This is a genomic window from Streptococcus sp. oral taxon 064, from assembly GCF_001683375.1.
Classification (GTDB): domain Bacteria; phylum Bacillota; class Bacilli; order Lactobacillales; family Streptococcaceae; genus Streptococcus; species Streptococcus oralis_S.
The window spans coordinates 1,190,839-1,213,649 of sequence record NZ_CP016207.1; the positions used below are offsets into that span (position 1 = coordinate 1,190,839).

Here is a 22,811-nt window from a genome sequence, read left to right on the forward strand (position 1 = left end):
TTTGTTTTGCTCTTGCTTTTCCTATGAAAAATCTCTGCAAGCTCTTTCAAAATATGGTAGAATGGATGCAGTAGAATTAGAAAAGGAAATCGATTATGAAATTTCTTGAATTAAATAAAAAACGTCATGCGACTAAGCATTTTACTGATAAACCGGTAGATCCCAAAGATGTGCGTACGGCTATCGAAATCGCAACCTTGGCCCCAAGTGCCCACAACAGCCAGCCATGGAAGTTTGTGGTTGTTCGTGAGAAAAATGCTGAACTGGCAAAATTGGCTTACGGTTCGAACTTTGAGCAGGTATCATCAGCACCTGTAACCATTGCCTTGTTTACAGACACAGATTTGGCTAAACGTGCTCGTAAGATTGCCCGAGTTGGCGGCGCTAATAACTTTTCTGAAGAGCAACTTCAATATTTTATGAAGAATCTGCCAGCTGAATTTGCGCGTTACAGTGAACAACAGGTCAGTGACTACCTAGCTCTCAATGCTGGTTTGGTTGCCATGAATTTGGTTCTGGCTCTGACAGACCAGGGAATCGGCTCTAACATTATCCTTGGATTTGACAAATCAAAAGCCAACGAAGTTTTGGATATTGAAGACCGATTCCGCCCAGAACTCTTGATTACAGTGGGTTACACAGATGAAAAATTGGAACCGAGCTACCGCTTGCCAGTGGATGAAATCATCGAGAAAAGATAGAAAGAAGAAAAAATGACAGCAATTGATTTTACAGCAGAAGTAGAAAAACGCAAAGAAGAACTCTTGGCTGACTTGTTTAGCCTTTTGGAAATCAACTCAGAACGTGATGACAGCAAGGCGGACGCTCAGCATCCATTTGGACCTGGTCCAGTAAAAGCCTTGGAAAAATTCCTTGAAATCGCAGACCGTGATGGCTATCCAACTAAAAATGTTGATAACTACGCAGGACATTTTGAGTTTGGTGAAGGAGAAGAAGTTCTCGGAATCTTTGCTCATATGGACGTGGTGCCAGCTGGTAGCGGTTGGGACACGGACCCTTATACACCAACTATCAAAGACGGTCGCCTTTATGCGCGTGGAGCTTCAGACGACAAGGGGCCTACAACAGCTTGTTACTATGGTTTGAAAATCATCAAAGAATTGGGACTTCCAACTTCTAAGAAAGTTCGTTTCATCGTCGGAACAGACGAAGAATCAGGTTGGGCAGACATGGACTACTACTTTGAACATGTAGGACTTGCGAAACCAGACTTCGGTTTCTCTCCAGACGCTGAATTCCCTATCATCAATGGTGAAAAAGGAAACATCACGGAATACCTCCACTTTGCAGGTGAAAATACAGGTGCAGCCCGTCTTCACAGCTTCACAGGTGGTTTGCGTGAAAACATGGTACCTGAATCAGCAACAGCAGTTGTTTCAGGCGACCTGGCTGACTTGCAAGCCAAACTAGATGCCTTTGTTGCAGAACACAAACTCAGAGGAGAAATTCAAGAAGAAAACGGTCAATACAAGGTTACCATCATTGGTAAATCAGCCCATGGTGCCATGCCTGCTTCAGGTGTCAATGGTGCAACCTACCTTGCCCTTTTCCTCAGCCAGTTTGACTTTGCAGGACCTGCAAAAGACTACCTTGACATTGCTGGTAAGATTCTCTTGAACGACCATGAGGGTACAAATCTCAAGGTTGCTCATGTAGATGAAAAGATGGGTGCCCTTTCTATGAATGCCGGTGTCTTCCGCTTTGATGAAACAAGTGCTGACAATACCATTGCCCTCAACTTCCGTTATCCAAAAGGAACAAGTCCAGAGCAAATCCAGTCAGTTCTTGAAAACTTACCAGTTGCTTCTGTTAGCCTTTCTGAACACGGTCACACCCCTCACTATGTGCCAATGGAAGATCCACTTGTACAAACCTTGTTGAATGTCTATGAAAAACAAACTGGTCTTAAAGGTCACGAGCAAGTCATCGGTGGTGGTACCTTTGGTCGCTTGCTGGAACGTGGCGTTGCCTATGGTGCCATGTTCCCGGACTCAATCGATACCATGCACCAAGCCAACGAATTTATCGCCTTGGACGATCTCTTCCGAGCAGCAGCAATCTATGCAGAAGCTATTTATGAATTGATCAAATAAAACGATAGAAGTCTGAGATGTTATGCTTGGACTTCTTTTTGGAGGGAAAACAGATGTCTCAAATTGAAAGAATCAAGAAAGCTATTATGGCGGATCCGCAGAATACCAGCTATACAGAACGCGGAATTGAGCCTCTCTTTGCGGCGCCAAAAACTGCCCGCATCAATATTGTCGGTCAGGCTCCTGGGCTTAAAACGCAAGAAGCTGGGATTTATTGGAAGGATAAGAGTGGCGATCGCTTGCGTGAGTGGCTAGGTGTGGATGAAGACACCTTTTACAATTCAGGTTATTTTGCAGTTCTGCCCATGGATTTTTACTTTCCAGGACATGGCAAGTCGGGTGATCTTCCACCTCGTACAGGTTTCGCCGAAAAATGGCACCCACAACTCTTGCAAGAATTGCCCAATATCCAATTAACTCTCTTGATTGGGCAATATGCCCAAGCCTATTATTTACATGAGAAAGTTAGTGGCAAGGTGACAGAACGGGTAAAACATTACCAGAACTACTTACCAACCTATTTTCCTCTAGTTCACCCTTCTCCTCGTAATCAAATTTGGATGGCTAAGAATCCTTGGTTTGAGTCAGAAGTGATGCCCGATTTGAAAAAAAGAATTCAAAAGATTCTTGGAGAAACAAAATGAAAGAAATTACTTTTAACGATTTTTACCAGCTTTATCAAAATGAGCAACTTTTTCTAGTGGACGTGAGAGAAGTAGATGAGTTTGAGTCTCTTCGTTTAGAAGGTGCTCGTAATTTACCTCTCAGTCAATTGGCTGATACTTATGAACAACTAGACAAAGACCAGCTTTACTACATGATTTGTAAATCAGGAATGCGTTCAGCGCGTGCTTGTCAATTTCTAGCTGAACAGGGTTATGAGGTTATCAATGTCCAAGGTGGAATGACGGCCTTTGAAAATCTTTAAACCTCTATGGTGATAGACCCTAATCTTTCCTTGCTCGGTTCCAACTGAGTGAGGGATTTTGTTTTTAGATAATTCTTATTTTTAAAAATATTGAAAACATTCAATGATTAATTTTGGATACTTTTTTCAGAGTCTTAATCATGGTATACTAGGTCAGTATTTTAGAAATATGAAGGAGATTTTTATGGCTAAAAAAGGTGCTCTAACAGGCTTGCTCCTGTTTGGAATATTTTTTGGTGCGGGAAACTTGATTTTTCCACCTTCTCTAGGTGCTTTATCTGGAGAACAGTTTCTTCCTGCCATCGCAGGTTTTGTCTTTTCAGGTGTTGGTATTGCCGTCTTGACACTTATTATTGGAACTCTAAACCCTAAGGGATACATTCACGAGATTTCTAAGAAAATCTCACCTTGGTTTGCGACGCTTTATCTTGCAGTCCTTTATCTATCGATTGGCCCTTTCTTTGCCATTCCGCGTACAGCTACAACAGCTTACGAAGTTGGGATTAGTCCCCTCTTATCCGAAGCAAACAAAGGTCTAGGATTGATTATCTTTACGGTGTTGTATTTTGCAGCGGCGTATTTGATTTCGCTTAATCCATCAAAAATCTTGGATCGAATCGGACGTATCTTGACACCAGTCTTTGCTTTATTGATCGTTATCTTGGTTGTACTAGGTGCCTTCAAATATGGTGGAACAAGTCCTCAAACTGCCTCAGCTGCTTATCAAGCTTCTGCCTTTGGCACAGGTTTCCTAGAAGGTTATAACACTTTGGATGCCCTTGCCTCAGTTGCCTTCAGTGTGATCGCAGTTCAAACCTTGAAACAACTTGGATTCTCCAGTAAGAAAGAATACATTTCAACTATTTGGGTGGTTGGTATCGTTGTAGCTCTTGCCTTTAGCGCTCTTTACATTGGTTTAGGTTTCCTTGGAAATCATTTCCCAGTGCCAGCTGAAGTGATGAAGGGTGGAACACCAGGTGTTTATATTTTGTCGCAAGCAACTCAGGAAATCTTTGGTTCAACAGCTCAACTCTTCCTTGCTGTTATGGTAACAGTAACCTGCTTCACAACAACAGTTGGCTTGATTGTATCGACAGCAGAGTTCTTTAACGGACGTTTCCCACAAATCAGCTACAAGGTCTATGCCACTGCCTTTACCTTGATTGGGTTTGCCATTGCAAATCTTGGCCTTGATGCAATCATTAAGTACTCAGTGCCAGTACTGGTAATCTTGTACCCAATCACCATCGCCATTGTGATGATCGTGATTGTTAATAAGTTTGTAGCCCTATCAAAACCGGGCATGCAGTTAACCATTGGGCTTGTTACAGCTATTGCTCTTGCAAGTGTCCTTGGAAGTTCCTTTAAAATTGAGTTTCTAGAAAATCTGATTAATGCCCTTCCGTTTGCGTCAGCCTCTCTTCCTTGGCTAGTGCCAGCTATGATTGGAATTTTGCTTTCATTGGTTCTACCAAACAAACAAGAGAGTGATGTTTTTGAGATGGAATAAAAAAATTCTTGGTCATTGACCAAGAATTTTTTGTATGAACACGACTCATTAGTTGGTTTGTTCAGTATAACCAGCCTCTTTAAGCATTTTTCTAGTTTTTAGAAAACTGACACGGCTTCCAGAGCCAGAAACTTCATTTGGCATTGCTTTTTTCATCTCTTCGAGATTCACAACAGTCATGTCAACCTCCATGCTATGGATGACTTTTCCATCTTTGAATTCGATATTTTGTGTAATGCCTTTAAGTCCTTCCTCCTTTTTATAAGTTTTCACGATAAGTTCTTTAATCTCTTCTGCTGACTTGTCCAGTATTTCAGGGTCAAAAACATTATAGACTTCTTGTTTTACAACATCATCCCCCTTAACAGTGTATGTCAAGGTAGAAGTTCTTCCGGGATTGCTATTGTGAACAAAAATGTAGTTTTTTGTCTCATCTTTCTTTTCAGATGATTGTTGACTGCTTTGTTTGATCTCGCTTGACTGAGTTGTTGTGTCTTCTTTGGTACTGCTGTTTGCAGTTGTTGATGCTTGTTTGGAACATCCGAGTAGGAGGATAAGTGAAGCCACTAGAGCTAATGAAGTTTTAACATAAGTTTTCATAAAATTTCCTTTTATAATCAAAGTATTTTGTATTATAACATGATTCTACTACAAAATCAACTAGACCTCCCCTCTCATCTGATTTGACATGACAATGAACAGAAACTAGTCTGACGATTAAAGTTTTGTCTCTATCTGTTTCAAAAATTTTTTATCGTATGGATTGAAAAGTGGGAAGTTTTAAATGCACTTTTTATGGGATTTGGAGGAATCTATCGGACTCATCAGTTAGGAATATAGTAAAATACCCCAAGAGTCAGAGTTGTGTCTAACTTTTGGGGTGGACCTACACTAGTCTATATGAAATTTTGGGAGATTAGTTCGTCTTCTCTGTGAATCCCATTTTTTCCAGTGCTTTTTTAGAATTTGAGAAACTGACACGATTACCGATACCAGAATATTCTTCAGGAAGTGCTTTTCTAAGTTCGCTAATGCTTGCAACTGAGAAGTCAACTTCTAGATCTTGAACAACTTTTCCATCTTTGATTTCAATCGTTTGTTTAACACCTTTGAGTCCATTATAACCTTTGTACTTTTCTTCGATAAAACTCTTGACATCTTCTGGAGTTGCGTTAAGAATCTCAGGATCTGCAACATTTTGAGCGGTTTGCTTGATAACATTGTCCCCCTCTACAGTATAAACCAAGGTAGAAGTGATTCCAGAATTATTTTTGTTTACAAAGGTATGTGTTTTAGTTGTTTCTTTCTTTTCAGATGATTGTTCAGTGCTTTGTTTGCTCTCACTTGACTGAGTTGTTGTGTCTTCTTTAGAACTGCTGTTGGTAGGTGTTGACGCTTGTTTGGAACATCCGAGCAGGAGAATAAGTGAAGCCACAAGGGCTAGTGATACTTTAAAGTATGATTTCATATTTGTTACTTTCCTTTCATAATCAAAGTATTTGTATTATAACATGGATCTATAGTGAAAGCAACTAAACACAGTTTTTCTCCTTTTGAGAAGGAGTCTGACTAGAAAAATGTTATAATGGTAGGAAAGAGGTGAAGAAATGAATCAGACTATAAACTATATCAAAGAACTAACCGCTATTGCATCTCCAACAGGCTTTACTCGTGAGATTTCAGACTACCTAGTACATACTTTAGAAGAACTTGGTTACCAGCCAGTTCGTACAGCCAAGGGCGGTGTCAATGTGACCATTAAAGGTCAAAATGATGAGCAACAGCGTTATGTGACTGCCCATGTGGATACGCTGGGTGCTATTGTTCGTGCAGTCAAACCGGATGGCCGTCTCAAATTGGATCGTATTGGTGGTTTCCCTTGGAACATGATTGAAGGGGAGAACTGTACGGTTCATGTGGCTAGCACAGGTAAAAAGGTATCTGGAACCATTCTCATCCATCAGACTTCTTGCCATGTCTACAAAGATGCGGGAACTGCTGAACGCACACAGGACAATATGGAAGTGCGTTTGGATGCAAAAGTAAGTAATGAAAAAGAAACCCGCGCCTTGGGTATTGAGGTTGGAGACTTTATTAGTTTCGATCCGCGAACAGTTGTGACAGAAACTGGTTTTATCAAGTCTCGCCACTTGGATGACAAGGTCAGCGCAGCAATTTTGCTCAATCTTCTTCGTATTTACAAGGAAGAGGGGATTGAATTGCCAGTAACAACTCATTTTGCTTTTTCAGTCTTCGAAGAGGTGGGTCACGGTGCGAACTCCAATATTCCAGCTCAGGTAGTGGAATATCTAGCTGTGGATATGGGAGCTATGGGCGATGACCAGCAGACGGATGAATATACAGTGTCTATCTGTGTCAAGGACGCTTCAGGTCCCTATCACTATGACTTCCGTCAACACTTGGTAGCTTTGGCGAAGGAGCAAGATATTCCATTTAAGCTCGACATTTATCCATTTTACGGTTCGGATGCTTCAGCAGCTATGTCAGCAGGAGCAGAGGTTAAGCATGCCCTCCTTGGAGCTGGTATTGAATCCAGTCACTCTTACGAACGAACACACATTGATTCGGTCGTGGCGACTGAGCGTATGGTAGACGCCTATCTCAAGAGCACCTTGGTAGACTAATATGTGCTTGATTTGTCAAAGAATTGAATGGATCAAGGCAGGGGAAAATCCCTACTTTGTAAAAGAACTAGAGACAGGCTATGTTGTTATTGGAGACCACCAATACTTTAAGGGCTATACCTTGTTTTTAGCAAAAGAGCATGTCACAGAACTCCACCATATGGAGACTTCTGTAAAACTTCGTTTTCTAGAGGAAATGAGTTTGGTCCAAGAAGCTGTTGCCAAAACGTTTAAAGCTGAAAAGATGAATATTGAACTCCTAGGAAATGGAGATGCCCACGCTCACTGGCACCTCTTTCCAAGACGATCAGGTGATATGAGGGGTCATGGATTGAATGGCCGTGGTCCAGTCTGGTGGGTGCCATGGGAAGAAATGGCGGCAGAAGATTGCCAAGTGAAATCCCATGAGTTGGAACAAATGATTAAAGCCTTATCCGATGAATTAGAGAAGCACTTGGTATAAGAGAGGAAGAAAAAATGAAAAAAAGATACATCGTTTTATCTGGTTTGCTGGCAGTAACCCTAGCAGCATGTTCTCAAGAAAAACCTAAAAATGAAGAAAACACTCAAAAAACGGAACAAACTAGTCAACCTGAAGGAACTGTAGGGAGCAAATCTCAAGCCTCTAGTCAGAAGAAGGCAGAAGTTGTCAATAAGGGAGACTACTATAGTATTCAAGGGAAGTACGATGAAATCGTCATAGCTAATAAGCACTATCCTTTGTCAAAAGACTATAATCCAGGAGAAAATCCAACAGCTAAAGCAGAGTTGCTGAAACTCATTGCAGCAATGCAAGCAGCTGGCTACCCAATCAGCGATCACTACAGTGGTTTTAGAAGTTATGAAACTCAAACCAAACTTTATCAAGACTATGTGAATCAAGACGGTAAGGAAGCAGCAGATCGCTACTCAGCACGCCCAGGTTACAGTGAACACCAAACAGGTCTTGCATTTGACCTTATTGGGACAGATGGTGATTTAGTCACTGAAGAAAAGGCAGCCCAGTGGCTCTTGGATCATGCGGCTGACTATGGCTTTGTCGTTCGCTATCTCAAAGGTAAGGAAAAAGAGACTGGCTACATGGCTGAAGAATGGCATCTCCGCTACGTTGGAAAAGAAGCCAAAGAAATTGCTGCAAGTGGTCTCAGTTTGGAAGAGTACTATGGCTTTGAAGGCGGAGATTACGTCGATTAAAAAAGTAATTTTTCTCTTGCATTTTTAGATAAATAGTGTATAATGGAAAGGTATGTGTAAAGCATACTTGTGGGAGGTAAAAATCTTTAATTACCGCCAAAACCACAAAGGAGGATTTAAAAATGGCTAAAAAAGTCGAAAAACTTGTAAAATTGCAAATCCCTGCTGGTAAAGCTACACCAGCTCCACCAGTTGGACCTGCTCTTGGTCAAGCTGGTATCAACATTATGGGATTCACAAAAGAGTTCAACGCTCGTACAGCTGACCAAGCTGGTATGATCATTCCAGTTGTTATCTCAGTATACGAAGACAAATCATTTACTTTCGTTACAAAAACACCACCAGCTGCTGTTCTTTTGAAAAAAGCTGCAGGTGTTGAAAAAGGATCAGGTACACCTAACAAAACTAAAGTTGCTACAGTTACTCGTGCACAAGTACAAGAAATTGCAGAAACTAAGATGCCAGATTTGAACGCAGCAAACATTGAGTCTGCAATGCGTATGATCGAAGGTACTGCTCGTTCTATGGGATTCACTGTTGTTGACTAATCAATAACACCCCCAATATAACCCGCAAGACTTCATCATTTCGAGAAGTGACGTGGGAGATGAAAATCGATTGAACCACTTACAAGGAGAATAGAAAATGGCTAAAAAAAGCAAACAACTTCGTGCTGCTCTTGAAAAAATCGACAGCACAAAAGCATACAGTGTAGAAGAAGCTGTAGCACTTGCAAAAGAAACTAACTTTGCAAAATTTGACGCAACTGTAGAAGTTGCTTACAACTTGAACATCGACGTTAAAAAAGCTGACCAACAAATCCGTGGCGCAATGGTATTGCCAAACGGTACAGGTAAAACTTCACGCGTTCTTGTTTTCGCACGTGGTGCAAAAGCTGAAGAAGCAAAAGCTGCTGGTGCAGACTTTGTTGGTGAAGATGACCTTGTTGCAAAAATCAACGACGGTTGGTTGGACTTCGACGTAGTTATCGCTACACCTGACATGATGGCTCTTGTTGGACGTCTTGGACGTGTCCTTGGACCACGTAACTTGATGCCAAACCCTAAAACTGGTACTGTAACAATGGATGTTGCTAAAGCAGTTGAAGAGTCTAAAGGTGGTAAAATTACTTACCGTGCAGACCGTGCAGGTAACGTTCAAGCAATCATCGGTAAAGTATCATTTGAAGCTGAAAAATTGGTTGAAAACTTCAAAGCTTTCAACGAAACAATCCAAAAAGCAAAACCAGCTACAGCTAAAGGAACTTACGTAACAAACTTGACTATCACAACTACTCAAGGTGTTGGTATCAAGGTTGACGTAAACTCACTTTAATTAACAGATTTTTAAAAACGAGTACGAATGTGCTCGTTTTTTAGGTACAACGGGCATTCCGTTCATCTGAGGTGTAAGTCCTCTGTGGGTACCATATACTAGTAAACCCAAAAGTGATTCCCAAGCCTGACTATTGTGAGTGCCTGATCGAACGGCATTAGGATAGACTGTTTAAGTCTGACGTTGGAAATAAGAATCGGCAGAGAAAGAGATAGAGAAATCTTGGCTATACGAATAGGCACGTGATAGTAAAGCGTATATAGCGGATAAGGAGGCCAGCAACTCTAAAGTACAAATATGTAGCCGTAACCTATATGCGTAAACTACGTGAGCAATTGAATTCGAACTTGAGAGGTGATTAATAGATTTATGCTATAGTCATGGCAGTTTGTATGCTTTTGATTCTAGTTTATCAAATAATAGATTAGAATTGTCAGATAATATAATTTTATGTTATAATGAAGAAAAAATAGAGGTGTTCAAATGTCAGAAGCAGGTCATAAGTTTTTAGCAAAACTGGGGAAAAAACGCTTACGTCCAGGTGGAAAACGTGCTACAGATTGGTTAATTGCGGAAGGAGAATTTTCAAAAGAAAAGAGAATACTAGAAGTTGCGTGCAATAGGGGAACTACAGCAATTGAGTTGGCACAGCGTTTTGGTTGTAAGATAACTGCTGTTGATATGGATGGACAAGCCTTAGAAGTGGCTAAAAAATCTGCTGAAACGGCAGGTGTTGCTCATTTGATCAGATTTGAAAGAGCAAATGCAATGAAACTTCCTTATGGAGATGCTAGTTTTGATATTGTTATAAATGAAGCTATGCTGACTATGCAAGCCGATCAAGCTAAGAAAAAATGTGTAATGGAGTATCTAAGGGTTTTAAAACCTGAAGGTCTTCTTTTGACACATGATGTGCTTCTTAAGGAAGCTAAAGAGTCTGTCAGACAGGAATTGTCACAAGCAATTCATGTAAATGTAGGTCCTTTAACTCAAGATGGTTGGGAACAGGTGATGATAGAATCAGGTTATCGTGATGTGAAAATATTGACTGGTGAAATGACATTAATGAAATTATCAGATATGATTTATGACGAAGGTTGGCTAGGAACTTTGAAAATTTGCGTAAATGCTTGTAAAAAGGAGAATAGAAAGCAGTTTTTAACTATGTATAAAATGTTTGCTAAGAATAAACAGAAATTGGGCTTTATTGCTATGGCTAGTTATAAATCGTCAAATCGTTAGATAATTATTGAAGTTAACTTTTCCTTTTTTCTTTCTTAAAAAATATGCTATAATAGAGAGTAAAAAACTTTGAAAGAAAGAAAAAGATGAATTTAAAAGATTATATCGCAACGATTGAAAATTATCCCAAGGAAGGCATCACCTTCCGTGATATCAGCCCATTGATGGCAGATGGCAATGCTTATAGCTATGCTGTTCGTGAAATCGTTCAGTATGCAACTGATAAGAAAATCGACATGATCGTGGGTCCAGAGGCTCGCGGATTTATTGTTGGCTGTCCCGTTGCCTTTGAGTTGGGGATTGGCTTTGCACCTGTTCGTAAACCAGGAAAATTGCCACGTGAAGTCATTTCAGCTGACTATGAAAAAGAGTACGGTATTGATACCTTGACCATGCACGCGGATGCCATCAAACCAGGTCAACGCGTTCTCATCGTAGATGACCTCTTGGCGACAGGTGGTACTGTCAAGGCAACCATTGAAATGATTGAAAGACTTGGCGGAGTTGTAGCCGGTTGTGCGTTCTTGATTGAACTTGATGAGCTTAAAGGCCGTGAAAAAATCGGAGATTACGATTACAAGGTACTTATGCATTATTAATGAAAAACAGTCCTTGGGGCTGTTTTCTCTTCATCTGCTATATAAACAAACTATAGCTAGTTAGAGAAAAACTATAATTGAAAACTATATCTTCTTGCAGTATAATAAAAGGACTAAGTGTTTGAGATTTGACTTCAAACACATTCAATTATTTCTAAAAGAGTACAGTTAGGAGAAGGTTATGCCGATTAGAATTGATAAAAAATTGCCAGCTGTTGAGATTTTACGGACAGAGAATATCTTTGTCATGGATGATCAACGTGCGGCCCACCAAGATATCCGTCCCTTGAAAATTTTGATTTTAAACCTAATGCCCAAAAAAGTGGTCACAGAGACCCAGTTGTTACGGCATTTAGCAAATACTCCTTTGCAATTGGACATAGACTTTCTCTATATGGAGAGCCACCGTTCCAAGACGACTCGTGCAGAGCATATGGAGACTTTTTATAAAACTTTTCCTGAAGTCAAGGACGAGTATTTTGATGGGATGATTATCACAGGGGCTCCGATTGAGCATTTACCATTTGAGGAAGTGGACTATTGGGAGGAATTCAGTCAGGTGCTTGAGTGGTCCAAGACCCATGTCTATTCGACCCTTCATATCTGCTGGGGTGCCCAAGCAGGTCTTTATGCTCGCTATGGAGTTGATAAACACCAGATGGAGCAGAAATTGTCAGGCATTTACCCGCAGGATACCTTGAAAGAGGGCCATCTTCTCTTTCGTGGTTTTGATGATAGCTATGTAGCTCCCCATTCTCGTTATACAGAAATCTATAAGGAAGAGATATTAGGAAAAACCAATCTGGAAATCCTCTCTGAGGGAGAACAAGTCGGCGTTTCTATTTTAGCCAGTCGGGATCTTCGTGAGATTTATAGTTTTGGTCATTTAGAATATGACCGTGATACTCTAGCAAAAGAGTATTTTCGTGATTGTGAGGCAGGACTTAATCCTCATATTCCAGAAAATTACTTCAAAAATGATGATGTGAATGAGACACCGTGTCTCTGTTGGTCTTCATCAGCTGCCCTCTTTTTCAGTAACTGGGTTAACTATGCTGTTTATCAAGAAACCCCTTTTGACTGGAGAAAGGTAGAGGATGATGCGGCTGCATTTGGATATCTATAAGAGGAATTATGACATATTTTGACGCTTTTAAATCAGGGAACTTGGTTTTGCCAAGTGCCCTGCTCTTGCATTTTAAGGTACTCTTTCCTTCCAGCGAAGATTTTCTGGTCTGGCAATTTTTCTATCTACAAAACACCACAGCCTTAGGAGATGTTTCGCCTAGTCAGATTGCTGAAATCATTGGCAAAGAGGTGGCAGATGTCAACCAATCCATTTCGAATTTGACTGAAAATGGTTTGCTACAATATCGAACCATTGAACTAAACGGTGAAATTGAGCTGATTTTTGATGCTAGTTTGGCTTTTGAACGCTTGGATAGCTTACTAGATAGCCAAACTCCAGCTACAACAGTCCCAAACCCGCAGAATCAGTTGAAGGATCTGGTTGAAACTTTTCAGCAGGAATTGGGACGCTTATTAACACCATTTGAAATCGAAGACCTTTCTAAGACTGTCAAAGAAGACGGAGTTAAGGCGGATTTGATCAAGGAAGCTCTCCGAGAGGCCGTTCTCAATGGCAAGCCAAACTGGAAATATATTCAGGCAATCCTACGAAACTGGCGCCATGAAGGCATTCAATCTGTTGCCCAAGTAGAGGCCAAACGAGCAGAGCGAGAAGCGAATAATCCCAAACAAGTTCAGGCTTCGGCTGATTTTCTCGATGCCATGAATTTGTGGCAAGATTAGTCGCTTGAAAAATCTTGAAAATTAGAGTAAGGTTTGCAAGCTCCTTATAAATATGATAGAATAATAGTGAATAAAATGAAAAAAGAGGTATGTGAAATGTCACGTAAACCATTTATCGCTGGTAACTGGAAAATGAACAAAAATCCAGAAGAAGCAAAAGCATTCGTTGAAGCCGTTGCATCAAAACTTCCTTCATCAGACCTTGTTGAAGCAGGTATCGCAGCTCCTGCAGTTGATTTGACAGCTGTTCTTGCTGCTGCAAAAGGTTCAAACCTTAAAGTTGCTGCTCAAAACTGCTACTTTGAAAATACAGGTGCTTTCACTGGTGAAACTAGCCCACAAGTTTTGAAAGAAATCGGTACTGACTACGTTGTTATCGGTCACTCAGAACGTCGTGACTACTTCCATGAAACTGACGAAGATATCAACAAAAAAGCAAAAGCAATCTTTGCAAACGGTATGCTTCCAATCATCTGTTGTGGTGAGTCACTTGAAACTTACGAAGCTGGTAAAGCAGCTGAATTCGTAGGTGCTCAAGTATCTGCTGCTTTGGCTGGATTGACTGCTGAGCAAGTTGCTGCATCCGTTATCGCTTATGAGCCAATCTGGGCTATCGGTACTGGTAAATCAGCTTCACAAGACGATGCACAAAAAATGTGTAAAGTTGTTCGTGATGTTGTAGCTGCTGACTTTGGTCAAGAAGTTGCTGACAAAGTTCGTGTTCAATACGGTGGTTCAGTTAAACCTGAAAACGTTGCTTCATACATGGCTTGCCCAGACGTGGACGGAGCCCTTGTTGGTGGAGCATCACTTGAAGCTGAAAGTTTCTTGGCATTGCTTGACTTTGTAAAATAATCTAGGTTATTCCAGACAGTCTTTTAAGACTGTCTTTTTTTAAAAAAAATTCTGTATATTTTTCTTAAATTATCAGTCTATTGCAACTTTTCTCAGATAGTACATTTTCCTTGATATCATTTTCTGGTAGTAGTATACTTGTATTATAGCTACTGTGAAGTAGTTATAAAAAAATGAAAAGAGGTAAGAAATATGGTTGAATTGAAAAAAGAAGCAGTAAAAGACGTAACAACATTATCTAAAACAGCGCCAGTAGCATTGGCAAAAACAAAGGAAGTATTGAACCAAGCAGTAGCGGACTTGTATGTGGCTCACATTGCCCTTCACCAAGTTCACTGGTATATGCGTGGTCGTGGTTTCCTCGTATGGCATCCAAAAATGGATGAATACATGGACAGCCTTGATGGCTATCTTGACGAAATCAGTGAACGTTTGATCACTCTTGGTGGCAAACCTTACTCAACTTTGACAGAGTTCCTTCAACACAGTGAAATCGAAGAAGAAGAAGGAGAATTCCGTAACGTTGAAGAAAGCTTGGAACGTGTTCTAGCGATTTATCGCTACCTCATCGCTCGTTTCCAAAATGCTTTGGATGTGACTGATGAAGAAGGCGATGATGTTACAAACGATATCTTTGTTGGTGCTAAGGCTGAACTTGAGAAAACAGTTTGGATGCTTGCAGCAGAACTTGGACAAGCTCCTGGTTTGTAAGATATAGTTGCTACCCCTTTTATCATGAGGTGCTTGATAAGTGCCCATGACCAATCATCTTTTAAAAGTCATGTAACTGTAAACAGTTGCATGACTTTTTTTGTTTGCTGGACTTAGGACACATTGTCAAAAGTAGGATTTTACGGTATAATAGTTGCTGTTCAATAACATATGAATTTTAAAGAATAATTGTTAGTTTAAGGAGGACTTATGAACAACTTACCAAATTGCCCGAAATGTCATTCAGAATATGTCTATGAAGACGGAAGTCTCTTGGTTTGCCCAGAGTGTGCCTATGAGTGGAATCCTGCAGAAGTTGCAGAAGTAGAAGAAGGTGTAGTTGCTATCGATGCCAATGGAAATAAATTGGCTGACGGCGATACTGTAACCTTAATTAAGGACTTGAAAGTAAAAGGTGCGCCAAAGGATTTGAAACAAGGAACTCGCGTTAAAAATATCCGTATCGTAGAAGGTGACCACAACATCGACTGTAAGATTGATGGTTTTGGAGCTATGAAACTCAAATCAGAATTTGTTAAGAAGATCTAGCCATGAAAATGAACCTGAAATTTATCTTTTATAGCCGTGTGCTCTTGTTCTTAGCGGCTTTCACAGGAGTTTATTTGGAGATTACCAAACACGGTGGCTTTGGTATGCTCCTTTACTACACAGTGTTGTCCAATCTTTTGGTAACGATTTTCACGGGCTATCTGCTCCGTGTGATGAGCCGTTCAGGTGAAAATTGGCAAAGTCCGACCTTGCTTCGTCTCAAGGGTGGCGTTACCATGAGTATCATGATTACCTGTGTGATTTACCATTTTATGCTTGCTCCGATCGCGACAGACTTTTACCGTGTGGAAAATTTCCTTTGCCACTATATCGTTCCACTCTGGTTTTTAGCCGACACCCTCTTCTTTGATAAACGGGGTCAATACAAGATCTGGGATCCAGTCTTGTGGACCATCTTGCCCTTGGTTTATATGATTTTTGCCTTGTTTAATGGCTTGGTCTTAAAACTCAATATTCCGAATTCCAAGGACAATCCCTTCCCTTATTTCTTTTTAAATGTGAACAAGGGTTGGGACGTGGTTATCAAATGGTGTTTGATCATTTTTGCGGCCTATATGGTTGCAGGCTTCATCTTCTATCTGATCAAGCAAATCAAGCGAAAATAGTCTTCCTATTAGGAAAGTTAGGACGGAGTCTCTAGTTCAATCGGGCTCCTTCTTTTCTTGCCATCTTCCTTTTAAAAGGATCAACAGTGAGAAATATACAGAAAGAAAATTCATGAAACAATATTTAGAACGGGCTAGTATTTTGGCCCTCTCCCTCGTTTTGATTACCTCCTTTTCCATTTCAAGCGCTCTGCCAGCCATGTTTGACTACTATCAAGGCTACCCCAAAGAACAAATCGAGCTCCTGGTCAGTCTTCCTTCTTTTGGAATCATGATTATGCTGGTTTTAAATGGGTTTTTGGAGCGGTTATTTCCTGAGCGTCTTCAGATTAGTCTGGGACTTCTCATCCTTTCTATCGGTGGAACTGCCCCTTTCTGGTATCAGGAATACAACTTTGTCTTTGCGATGCGGATTTTATTCGGCTTGGGTGTTGGGATGATCAATGCCAAGGCCATTTCCATCATCAGCGAACGCTATCATGGAAAGACACGGATCCAGATGTTGGGGCTTCGCGGATCAGCAGAAGTTGTCGGGGCGTCGATTTTGACTCTAGTGGTCGGTCAACTCTTATCCTTGGGATGGACAGTGACCTTCTTGGCCTACAGTGCGGGATTTTTAGTATTGATTCTTTATCTGCTCTTTGTCCCTTATGGGAAAGAAAAGAAAGAAACAAAGAAAAAAGAGACCGAAACGACTCGTTTGACAGGAAAGATGAAAGGATTAATTTTTCTATTGGCTGTCGAAGCAGCAGTTGTTGTCTGCACCAACACAGCTATCACCATTCGTATTCCTAGTCTGATGGTGGAAAGAGGTCTAGGGGATGCCCAGTTATCGAGCTTGGTCTTAAGTATTATGCAGTTGATTGGTATCTTGGCAGGTGTGAGTTTTTCTTTCTTTATCTCTCTATTTAAAGAAAGATTGCTCCTTTGGTCAGGTATCACCTTTGGATTGGGGCAGATTGTGATTGCCTTGTCTCCGTCATTGGGTGTGATGGTAGTTGGAAGTGTTGTGGCAGGTTTTTCCTACAGTGTGGCCTTGACCACTGTCTTTCAGCTTCTTTCTGAAAGAATCCCAGCCAAGCTCCTTAATCAGGCAACATCTTTTGCAGTGCTAGGATGCAGCTTTGGAGCCTTTACGACACCTTTCATTCTTGGGGCGATTGGCTTGGTGACTCAAAACGGTATGTTGGTCTTCACCATTCTAGGCTGCTGGTTGATTGTCACTTCTATCTTTGTTATGTACGCACTTCAAAAGAAAGCTTAGGATTAATTTCCTAAGTTTTTCCTTCTAGGAATTTTGTACCCAGACAATTATTGGTTTTTAAACTTGTTTACACTTTTATTTCCTGATAAAATAGAAGTTATGACAAGATATAAAGCAACTATTTCCTATGATGGTTTTGCCTTTGCTGGTTTTCAGCGCCAGCCTCATGCGCGGAGCGTTCAGGAAGAAATTGAAAAAACGTTGACTAGATTGAATAAGGGGCAAGCCATCACTGTTCACGGTGCTGGTAGGACGGATAGTGGGGTCCATGCTCTGGGACAGGTTATTCATTTTAATCTGCCCTATCAGATGGATGAGGAAAAACTTCGTTTTGCTCTGGATACCCAGTCACCAGAAGATATCGATGTGATTTCAATTAAGCTTGTGGCGGATGATTTTCATTGCCGTTATGCAAAACATAGCAAGACATATGAGTTTATCGTGGATAGGGGGCGTCCTAAAAATCCGATGCGCCGTCACTATGCTACTCACTTTCCCTATCCCCTCGATGTGGAGCGAATGCAGATAGCTGTCAAGAAATTAGAGGGAACCCATGATTTTACTGGGTTTACAGCATCTGGAACCAGTGTAGAGGACAAGGTTCGGACTATTACAGAAGCCAGCCTTAGTGTTGATGAGACAGGCCAATTTTTGACCTTTACCTTTTCAGGAAATGGTTTCTTGTATAAGCAGATTCGCAATATGGTGGGGACGCTGCTCAAAATAGGAAATAATCGAATGCCAGTTGAGCAGATTGACTTGATTTTGGAGAAGAAGGACAGAAAACTTGCAGGTCCAACGGCTGCACCGAATGGCTTGTATTTAAAGGAGATTCGTTATGAAGAATAATCGTATTTTAGCCCTTTCTGGGAATGATATTTTTAGTGGTGGTGGTTTATCAGCTGATTTGGCTACCTATACCTTAAATGGTCTGCATGGCTTTGTAGCAGTGACTTGTTTGACGGCCTTGACCGAAAAGGGCTTTGAAGTCTTTCCAACTGACGATGCCATTTTTCAACATGAATTGGATAGCTTACGTGATGTCGAGTTTGCAGGAATTAAGATTGGCCTTCTTCCTACTGTCAGTGTGGCTGAGAAGGCCTTGGACTTTATCAAGCAACGTCCAGGAGTGCCTGTGGTATTGGACCCCGTTTTGGTCTGCAAGGAAACGCACGATGTAGCTGTTAGTGAACTCTGTCAAGAGTTGATTCGCTTTTTCCCTCATGTCAGTGTGATTACGCCAAATCTTCCTGAAGCAGAATTATTGGCTGGTCAGGAAATTAAAACATTGGAAGACATGAAAGCTGTAGCGCAGAAATTGCATGATTTAGGAGCGCCAGCAGTTATTATCAAGGGAGGCAATCGCCTCAGTCAGGACAAGGCAGTGGATGTCTTTTATGATGGACAAACTTTCACTGTTCTAGAAAACCCAGTCATTCAAGGCCAAAATGCGGGTGCAGGATGTACCTTTGCCTCAAGCATCGCCAGTCACTTGGTTAAAGGGGATGAACTTTTACCAGCAGTAGAGAGCTCGAAAGCTTTCGTTTACCGTGCTATTGCACAAGCAGATCAATATGGAGTAAGACAATATGAAGCAAACCAAAACAACTAAAATCGCCCTTGTATCCCTCTTAACCGCCCTTTCTGTGGTTCTAGGTTATTACTTGAAAATTGGAACGCCAACAGGAATATTGACTCTCTTGGATGCAGGTATTTTCTTTACTGCCTTTTACTTTGGCAGTAAAGAAGGGGCCGTCGTTGGAGGACTAGCAGCTTTTCTGCTTGACCTTTTATCAGGCTTTCCACAGTGGATGTTCTTTAGCTTGGTAAACCATGGCTTGCAAGGATTTTTTGCAGGTTTTAAAGGGAAATGGCAATGGCTAGGCCTTGTCTTGGCTACTATCGTCATGGTAAGTGGCTACGCTCTGGGCTCAACTCTAATGAATGGCTGGTCAGCAGCCTTGCCAGAAATCCTTCCAAACTTCCTACAAAATACCTTGGGAATGGTTGTGGGATTTGTAGTCTTTCAGAGTGTCAAGAAGATAAAATAAAAAAGTCAGCTTCAATAGCTGACTTTTTGCTTATCTAGGTTTAATCAAAATAAAGCAAATCTTTGCTGGTGCTTGTAAAGAGGTCAAAGCCATCCTTGGTAACAACACCACAGTCTTCGATACGAACGCCGACTTTACCAGGGATATAGATACCTGGTTCAACAGAGAAGCACATGCCTTCTTCGATGACCATGTCGTTTCCTTCCATGATAGAAGGGAATTCGTGGACATCCATACCGATACCGTGACCGAGACGGTGGTTGAAGTACTCTCCGTAACCAGCTTTTTCAATGACTTCGCGAGCAGCGCGATCAACTTCATGTGCAGTCACACCTGGCTTGATAAAGTCAAGAGCAGCTTGTTGGGCTTCAAGCGTCAAGTTGTAAATATCTTTTTTGAACTGGTCTGGTTTACCGACAGCGACCGTACGAGTCATATCTGAGGCATAGCCATTAACCATGACACCGAGGTCAAAGAGGAGAAGGGCGTCCTTTTCAACTTTGTTTGCACCAGGAATTCCGTGCGGATTTGCAGCGTTATCGCCAGTCAAGACCATAGTATCAAAGCTCATTTCATAGCCTTCACCTTTCATGGCAAAATCGATTTGGGCAATGATGTCTGTTTCCGTCTTATCAAGAGAAATATTGTCAAAACCAACCTTAACAGCCTTATCAGCATAGAGCCCTGCAACCATCATTTTTTGCACTTCATCAGCTGATTTGATGAGGCGCATGCGTTGAATGCGAGGAGTGAGGTTTTCAAACTCAGCAGTTTCAAAAACTGTTTTCAAACCATGGTATTTGGTCAAGATGAGATTGTCAAACTCAACAGCGACACGTTTGAAGTCGTGCTGCGGCAAAGCATTTTTGATTTTTTGCCATGGATTTTCAGAATCTACATAGCCCGCAACCGGGAAGGAAACGGTGCTACTTGCACGTTCCACTTCGAGAGCTGGGACAAAGAGGAGAGGTTCCTGATCCGCTAGGACAAAGAGGAACATTTGGCGTTCATGGGGATCACTGTAAAAGCCAGTGAGGTAATTAATAGTGACGGGGTCAGATACGACAGCGACGTCTAGTTTTTCTGATTCAAGATATGTTACGATTTGTTGTAATTTAGACATATGCTACCTTCTTTCTACCCCTCTATTTTGGCAAAAAAAGAGAGAAAATGCAAGGGAGAAGGGTAAAATAGCAGGCAAAAAGAACTCCGACAAGATAGGGGAGTTCTTTGATATAGCTTTCATTTCTTTAAGAAAAGTCAGCCTTGCTTTTGACGTCGCTGTATTCTTCAGCGATTTCTTGACTGAGAATGTCTTCATAGGCAGGGAGTTGGATATCCTGACCGTATTTCTTCTTAAGGGCAGTAGTGACCAGGCGATAAGCTAGATTGGCATTACGAGAGAGGATAGGTCCGTGGAAGTAGGAACCAAAGACATTCTTATAATGAACCCCTTCGCCGACCTTTTCTTCGTTGTTTCCATTTCCATAGACCACCTGTCCCAGTGGTTTTTGGTCATCCGAGAGGAAGGTACGGCCCTGGTGATTTTCAAATCCATAGTAGGTTTCATTGAAATCTTCATTGTGAATTTTGATGTCACCGATAAAGCGATTATTGGTCTGGTTGAGGGTATAGTGGCCCATGACCCCTAGACCTTCGATGCGTTTCCCTGAAGCCTCAACATAATATTGGCCCAATAGTTGGAAACCACCACAGATAGCTAGAACCACTCCGTCGTTTTGGATGTAGTTGTCAATGCTCTCTTTTTTAGCAGGAAGGTCGCCTGCAATGATGCTTTGTTCAAAGTCTTGGCCGCCACCGAAAAAGGCGATATCATAGTGGTTTTCATCAAAGTCATCATGGAGAGAAACGATGTCAACCGTCACATGAGCTCCCAGTTTTTCAGCCACATACTTGAGCATGAGGATGTTGCCGTTGTCTCCGTAAGTATTCATGAGGTTTCCGTAAAGGTGGGCGATGTTGAGCTGATAAGGGTAGTTGCCAGCTTTTGAGGAAAGTGAAGTATAAACCATCAGTTCATCTCCTTTCTAACAATCTGACGACTAGCCAGCAGTTCGCGGAATTCCAGCATGGCGGTATAGGTAGCTAGGATATAGGCATGCTTGCAGTCTTGCTTCTCAATGGTTTTGAGAACTTGCTCCAGATTGCTTGTCTCAGTGATTTTATCAGCTGGATAGCCAGTCACCCGAAGACGACGAGCAATTTCAGAATGCCGAACACCGCCAGCGTTGATTTCAGGGATATCCATGTCAGTGATTTGTTCAAAGTCCGCATCCCAGATCCAGCTAGTGTCAATTCCATCTGCATAGTTGGCATTGAGAAGGACAGATAGGCTAAATGGGTAAGGTGCCAGTTTAATCATTTCGATGGCTTGAGTCGCACCGACTGGATTTCCTTATCACCGATATGGAAGGTTTCCTGACGACCGAAGACAGCGCGACTCTTATCAAATCCTTGCTTGATTCGTTGCGAATCTGCGCCGAGAAAGCGAGCGATGGCAACCGCTGCTAGGGCGTTGTAGATGTTGTAAAGTCCACCGATTTGAATGCCGTATTCTTGTCCGTCAATGACAAAGCGGGAGCGATTGTTGGTTAACTTAACCAAGTCGGTCAGACGGTAGTCCAAGCCAGGACGTTTGCAACCACAATTTTCACAGATATAGGCACCCAAGTTAGCATAAGTATTGAGTTCATATTTGAGGATGCCTTGACAGTCAGGGCAGAGAATCCCTTCGGTATTATAGTGAGCTAGTTTGGCTGGCTCTTTTTCCAAGTCAAAACCAAAATACTGCACTGGGTTTGGAATAGATGGCTTGTAGAAAAGCGGACTGTCACCATTGAGGAGAACTGTAGCCGTAGGCACTTTACGGATGGCATCCAAAATCATGTTATAAGTCGTGTAAATCTCACCATAGCGGTCCATCTGGTCACGGAAAATATTAGTGATGACAAAAAGGCTAGGGTGGATGTAGTCACAGATACGAGATAGACTGGCCTCGTCAATTTCTAGGACGGCAATGTTTTTTCCAGTTTTAGACGATTTGGCAGTCAAGAAGGTCGTTGCGATCCCTGTAATCATGTTGGCACCGCTTGGGTTAGTAAGAACCTGACCATAAACTTCTTTTAAAATGCCGACAGTGAGGGCGGTTGTCAGGGTTTTCCCATTGGTTCCAGTGACCACGACAATCTCGTAGTTCTTAGCTAGGTTTTGTAAAATATCTTTATCAAATTGGAGGGCAAGTTTTCCTGGGAGCGTACTTCCGCGGCCAAGACGGCTTAAAACGAAGTGAGAAGAACGCCCAGCTAGGAGGCCCAAAGTAGTTTTTAATTTCATGTTTCTATTATATCATAAAAGA

Annotated in this window: 26 protein-coding genes and 1 pseudogene; 22 read left to right on the forward strand and 5 right to left on the reverse strand. The window is 41.6% G+C overall.

Annotation, left to right across the window (positions count from 1 at the left end):
• Positions 1–95 precede the first annotated feature (95 nt).
• The 5 genes from AXF18_RS05790 to brnQ all read left to right on the forward strand — a co-directional run bounded on the left by AXF18_RS05790 (position 96) and on the right by brnQ (position 4,552).
• On the forward strand, positions 96–701 hold the full coding sequence (locus AXF18_RS05790) for a nitroreductase family protein (protein WP_000670170.1): 606 nt from the start codon (positions 96–98) through the stop codon (positions 699–701).
• 12 nt (positions 702–713) lie between these two features.
• Positions 714–2,114 (forward strand): dipeptidase PepV, encoded by a 1,401-nt coding sequence (pepV, locus tag AXF18_RS05795; protein WP_049500205.1) that lies wholly within the window; start codon positions 714–716, stop codon positions 2,112–2,114.
• A 53-nt stretch (positions 2,115–2,167) separates the two neighbouring features.
• Positions 2,168–2,758, forward strand: coding sequence for a uracil-DNA glycosylase family protein (locus tag AXF18_RS05800; RefSeq protein WP_049500204.1), 591 nt, complete (start codon positions 2,168–2,170; stop codon positions 2,756–2,758).
• The gene (locus AXF18_RS05805; protein ID WP_065371646.1) at positions 2,755–3,042 is read left to right on the forward strand and encodes a rhodanese-like domain-containing protein; all 288 of its coding nucleotides are present in this window, start codon (positions 2,755–2,757) and stop codon (positions 3,040–3,042) included. Before AXF18_RS05800 ends, AXF18_RS05805 begins: the two co-directional genes overlap by 4 nt.
• Positions 3,043–3,226: 184 nt before the next feature.
• Positions 3,227–4,552 (forward strand): branched-chain amino acid transport system II carrier protein, encoded by a 1,326-nt coding sequence (gene brnQ / locus AXF18_RS05810; RefSeq protein WP_065371647.1) that lies wholly within the window; start codon positions 3,227–3,229, stop codon positions 4,550–4,552.
• Between the two features lie 48 nt (positions 4,553–4,600).
• Here the strand turns inward: brnQ and AXF18_RS05815 are convergent, their stop codons facing one another.
• Together AXF18_RS05815 and AXF18_RS05820 are read right to left on the reverse strand one after the other, a co-directional pair.
• The gene (locus tag AXF18_RS05815; RefSeq protein WP_065371648.1) at positions 4,601–5,152 is read right to left on the reverse strand and encodes a DUF1307 domain-containing protein; all 552 of its coding nucleotides are present in this window, start codon (positions 5,150–5,152) and stop codon (positions 4,601–4,603) included.
• A gap of 316 nt (positions 5,153–5,468) precedes the next feature.
• Positions 5,469–6,020 (reverse strand): DUF1307 domain-containing protein, encoded by a 552-nt coding sequence (locus AXF18_RS05820; RefSeq protein ID WP_065371649.1) that lies wholly within the window; start codon positions 6,018–6,020, stop codon positions 5,469–5,471.
• A 139-nt stretch (positions 6,021–6,159) separates the two neighbouring features.
• Between AXF18_RS05820 and AXF18_RS05825 the strand changes: the two genes are divergently transcribed.
• From AXF18_RS05825 to AXF18_RS05905, 17 genes are all read left to right on the forward strand, one after another.
• Positions 6,160–7,197 (forward strand): M42 family metallopeptidase, encoded by a 1,038-nt coding sequence (locus AXF18_RS05825; protein WP_065371650.1) that lies wholly within the window; start codon positions 6,160–6,162, stop codon positions 7,195–7,197.
• A 1-nt stretch (position 7,198) separates the two neighbouring features.
• Positions 7,199–7,660 (forward strand): HIT family protein, encoded by a 462-nt coding sequence (locus AXF18_RS05830; protein WP_038804884.1) that lies wholly within the window; start codon positions 7,199–7,201, stop codon positions 7,658–7,660.
• A gap of 14 nt (positions 7,661–7,674) precedes the next feature.
• The gene (ldcB, locus tag AXF18_RS05835; RefSeq protein WP_044021158.1) at positions 7,675–8,391 is read left to right on the forward strand and encodes an LD-carboxypeptidase LdcB/DacB; all 717 of its coding nucleotides are present in this window, start codon (positions 7,675–7,677) and stop codon (positions 8,389–8,391) included.
• A 122-nt stretch (positions 8,392–8,513) separates the two neighbouring features.
• A complete protein-coding gene (gene rplK, locus AXF18_RS05840; RefSeq protein ID WP_001085808.1) occupies positions 8,514–8,939 on the forward strand; it encodes a 50S ribosomal protein L11 in 426 nt (141 codons plus the stop codon).
• Between the two features lie 97 nt (positions 8,940–9,036).
• Positions 9,037–9,726, forward strand: a complete 690-nt coding sequence (rplA, locus tag AXF18_RS05845) for a 50S ribosomal protein L1 (RefSeq protein ID WP_001085675.1) — start codon at positions 9,037–9,039, stop codon at positions 9,724–9,726.
• A gap of 483 nt (positions 9,727–10,209) precedes the next feature.
• Entirely contained in the window at positions 10,210–10,968 is a 759-nt protein-coding gene (locus AXF18_RS05850) for a class I SAM-dependent methyltransferase (protein ID WP_065371651.1), read from the forward strand.
• A gap of 86 nt (positions 10,969–11,054) precedes the next feature.
• Entirely contained in the window at positions 11,055–11,567 is a 513-nt protein-coding gene (locus tag AXF18_RS05855) for an adenine phosphoribosyltransferase (protein WP_001049316.1), read from the forward strand.
• A 181-nt stretch (positions 11,568–11,748) separates the two neighbouring features.
• Positions 11,749–12,693 carry a homoserine O-succinyltransferase gene (gene metA, locus AXF18_RS05860; RefSeq protein WP_001122696.1) on the forward strand — a complete coding sequence of 315 codons (945 nt, stop codon included), beginning with the start codon at positions 11,749–11,751 and terminating at the stop codon, positions 12,691–12,693.
• Between the two features lie 8 nt (positions 12,694–12,701).
• Positions 12,702–13,379: a DnaD domain-containing protein gene (locus tag AXF18_RS05865; protein ID WP_049500188.1), complete on the forward strand. Its 678-nt coding sequence runs from the start codon at positions 12,702–12,704 to the stop codon at positions 13,377–13,379.
• A gap of 96 nt (positions 13,380–13,475) precedes the next feature.
• A complete protein-coding gene (gene tpiA, locus AXF18_RS05870; RefSeq protein ID WP_065371652.1) occupies positions 13,476–14,234 on the forward strand; it encodes a triose-phosphate isomerase in 759 nt (252 codons plus the stop codon).
• 192 nt (positions 14,235–14,426) lie between these two features.
• A complete protein-coding gene (locus AXF18_RS05875) occupies positions 14,427–14,945 on the forward strand; it encodes a Dps family protein (protein WP_065371653.1) in 519 nt (172 codons plus the stop codon).
• Between the two features lie 210 nt (positions 14,946–15,155).
• Positions 15,156–15,494 (forward strand): zinc ribbon domain-containing protein YjdM, encoded by a 339-nt coding sequence (locus AXF18_RS05880; RefSeq protein ID WP_001061580.1) that lies wholly within the window; start codon positions 15,156–15,158, stop codon positions 15,492–15,494.
• Between the two features lie 2 nt (positions 15,495–15,496).
• The gene (locus AXF18_RS05885) at positions 15,497–16,120 is read left to right on the forward strand and encodes a Pr6Pr family membrane protein (protein WP_049490290.1); all 624 of its coding nucleotides are present in this window, start codon (positions 15,497–15,499) and stop codon (positions 16,118–16,120) included.
• A gap of 112 nt (positions 16,121–16,232) precedes the next feature.
• The gene (locus AXF18_RS05890; RefSeq protein WP_033629392.1) at positions 16,233–17,384 is read left to right on the forward strand and encodes an MFS transporter; all 1,152 of its coding nucleotides are present in this window, start codon (positions 16,233–16,235) and stop codon (positions 17,382–17,384) included.
• Between the two features lie 99 nt (positions 17,385–17,483).
• Complete coding sequence (gene truA / locus AXF18_RS05895) at positions 17,484–18,233, forward strand: tRNA pseudouridine(38-40) synthase TruA (RefSeq protein ID WP_033629393.1); 750 nt, start codon at positions 17,484–17,486, stop codon at positions 18,231–18,233.
• Positions 18,223–18,996 carry a bifunctional hydroxymethylpyrimidine kinase/phosphomethylpyrimidine kinase gene (locus AXF18_RS05900; protein ID WP_000794752.1) on the forward strand — a complete coding sequence of 258 codons (774 nt, stop codon included), beginning with the start codon at positions 18,223–18,225 and terminating at the stop codon, positions 18,994–18,996. The genes truA and AXF18_RS05900 overlap by 11 nt, the downstream gene beginning before the upstream one ends.
• The gene (locus AXF18_RS05905; protein WP_000814995.1) at positions 18,974–19,435 is read left to right on the forward strand and encodes an ECF transporter S component; all 462 of its coding nucleotides are present in this window, start codon (positions 18,974–18,976) and stop codon (positions 19,433–19,435) included. The genes AXF18_RS05900 and AXF18_RS05905 overlap by 23 nt, the downstream gene beginning before the upstream one ends.
• Positions 19,436–19,475: 40 nt before the next feature.
• Here the strand turns inward: AXF18_RS05905 and AXF18_RS05910 are convergent, their stop codons facing one another.
• The 3 genes and pseudogenes from AXF18_RS05910 to murT form a co-directional block, all read right to left on the reverse strand.
• Positions 19,476–20,558 carry a Xaa-Pro peptidase family protein gene (locus AXF18_RS05910; RefSeq protein WP_000040925.1) on the reverse strand — a complete coding sequence of 361 codons (1,083 nt, stop codon included), beginning with the start codon at positions 20,556–20,558 and terminating at the stop codon, positions 19,476–19,478.
• A gap of 127 nt (positions 20,559–20,685) precedes the next feature.
• Positions 20,686–21,468: a lipid II isoglutaminyl synthase subunit GatD gene (gene gatD, locus AXF18_RS05915; RefSeq protein WP_049500184.1), complete on the reverse strand. Its 783-nt coding sequence runs from the start codon at positions 21,466–21,468 to the stop codon at positions 20,686–20,688.
• Positions 21,468–22,789: pseudogene (murT, locus tag AXF18_RS05920) on the reverse strand (lipid II isoglutaminyl synthase subunit MurT). Before murT ends, gatD begins: the two are co-directional and overlap by 1 nt.
• Positions 22,790–22,811: the final 22 nt, after the last annotated feature.

Coding starts and splice junctions, on each gene's coding strand:
- rplK (WP_001085808.1), top strand. CDS start 8,514: ATGGCTAAAAAAGTCGAAAAACTTGTAAAATTGCAAATCCCTGCTGGT.
- AXF18_RS05900 (WP_000794752.1), top strand. CDS start 18,223: ATGAAGAATAATCGTATTTTAGCCCTTTCTGGGAATGATATTTTTAGT.
- AXF18_RS05800 (WP_049500204.1), top strand. CDS start 2,168: ATGTCTCAAATTGAAAGAATCAAGAAAGCTATTATGGCGGATCCGCAG.
- AXF18_RS05850 (WP_065371651.1), top strand. CDS start 10,210: ATGTCAGAAGCAGGTCATAAGTTTTTAGCAAAACTGGGGAAAAAACGC.
- AXF18_RS05905 (WP_000814995.1), top strand. CDS start 18,974: ATGAAGCAAACCAAAACAACTAAAATCGCCCTTGTATCCCTCTTAACC.
- AXF18_RS05880 (WP_001061580.1), top strand. CDS start 15,156: ATGAACAACTTACCAAATTGCCCGAAATGTCATTCAGAATATGTCTAT.
- tpiA (WP_065371652.1), top strand. CDS start 13,476: ATGTCACGTAAACCATTTATCGCTGGTAACTGGAAAATGAACAAAAAT.
- truA (WP_033629393.1), top strand. CDS start 17,484: ATGACAAGATATAAAGCAACTATTTCCTATGATGGTTTTGCCTTTGCT.
- AXF18_RS05830 (WP_038804884.1), top strand. CDS start 7,199: ATGTGCTTGATTTGTCAAAGAATTGAATGGATCAAGGCAGGGGAAAAT.
- AXF18_RS05790 (WP_000670170.1), top strand. CDS start 96: ATGAAATTTCTTGAATTAAATAAAAAACGTCATGCGACTAAGCATTTT.
- brnQ (WP_065371647.1), top strand. CDS start 3,227: ATGGCTAAAAAAGGTGCTCTAACAGGCTTGCTCCTGTTTGGAATATTT.
- AXF18_RS05805 (WP_065371646.1), top strand. CDS start 2,755: ATGAAAGAAATTACTTTTAACGATTTTTACCAGCTTTATCAAAATGAG.
- AXF18_RS05815 (WP_065371648.1), bottom strand. CDS start 5,152: ATGAAAACTTATGTTAAAACTTCATTAGCTCTAGTGGCTTCACTTATC.
- pepV (WP_049500205.1), top strand. CDS start 714: ATGACAGCAATTGATTTTACAGCAGAAGTAGAAAAACGCAAAGAAGAA.
- AXF18_RS05820 (WP_065371649.1), bottom strand. CDS start 6,020: ATGAAATCATACTTTAAAGTATCACTAGCCCTTGTGGCTTCACTTATT.
- AXF18_RS05890 (WP_033629392.1), top strand. CDS start 16,233: ATGAAACAATATTTAGAACGGGCTAGTATTTTGGCCCTCTCCCTCGTT.
- AXF18_RS05910 (WP_000040925.1), bottom strand. CDS start 20,558: ATGTCTAAATTACAACAAATCGTAACATATCTTGAATCAGAAAAACTA.
- AXF18_RS05875 (WP_065371653.1), top strand. CDS start 14,427: ATGGTTGAATTGAAAAAAGAAGCAGTAAAAGACGTAACAACATTATCT.
- AXF18_RS05825 (WP_065371650.1), top strand. CDS start 6,160: ATGAATCAGACTATAAACTATATCAAAGAACTAACCGCTATTGCATCT.
- AXF18_RS05865 (WP_049500188.1), top strand. CDS start 12,702: ATGACATATTTTGACGCTTTTAAATCAGGGAACTTGGTTTTGCCAAGT.
- AXF18_RS05855 (WP_001049316.1), top strand. CDS start 11,055: ATGAATTTAAAAGATTATATCGCAACGATTGAAAATTATCCCAAGGAA.
- AXF18_RS05885 (WP_049490290.1), top strand. CDS start 15,497: ATGAAAATGAACCTGAAATTTATCTTTTATAGCCGTGTGCTCTTGTTC.
- gatD (WP_049500184.1), bottom strand. CDS start 21,468: ATGGTTTATACTTCACTTTCCTCAAAAGCTGGCAACTACCCTTATCAG.
- metA (WP_001122696.1), top strand. CDS start 11,749: ATGCCGATTAGAATTGATAAAAAATTGCCAGCTGTTGAGATTTTACGG.
- ldcB (WP_044021158.1), top strand. CDS start 7,675: ATGAAAAAAAGATACATCGTTTTATCTGGTTTGCTGGCAGTAACCCTA.
- rplA (WP_001085675.1), top strand. CDS start 9,037: ATGGCTAAAAAAAGCAAACAACTTCGTGCTGCTCTTGAAAAAATCGAC.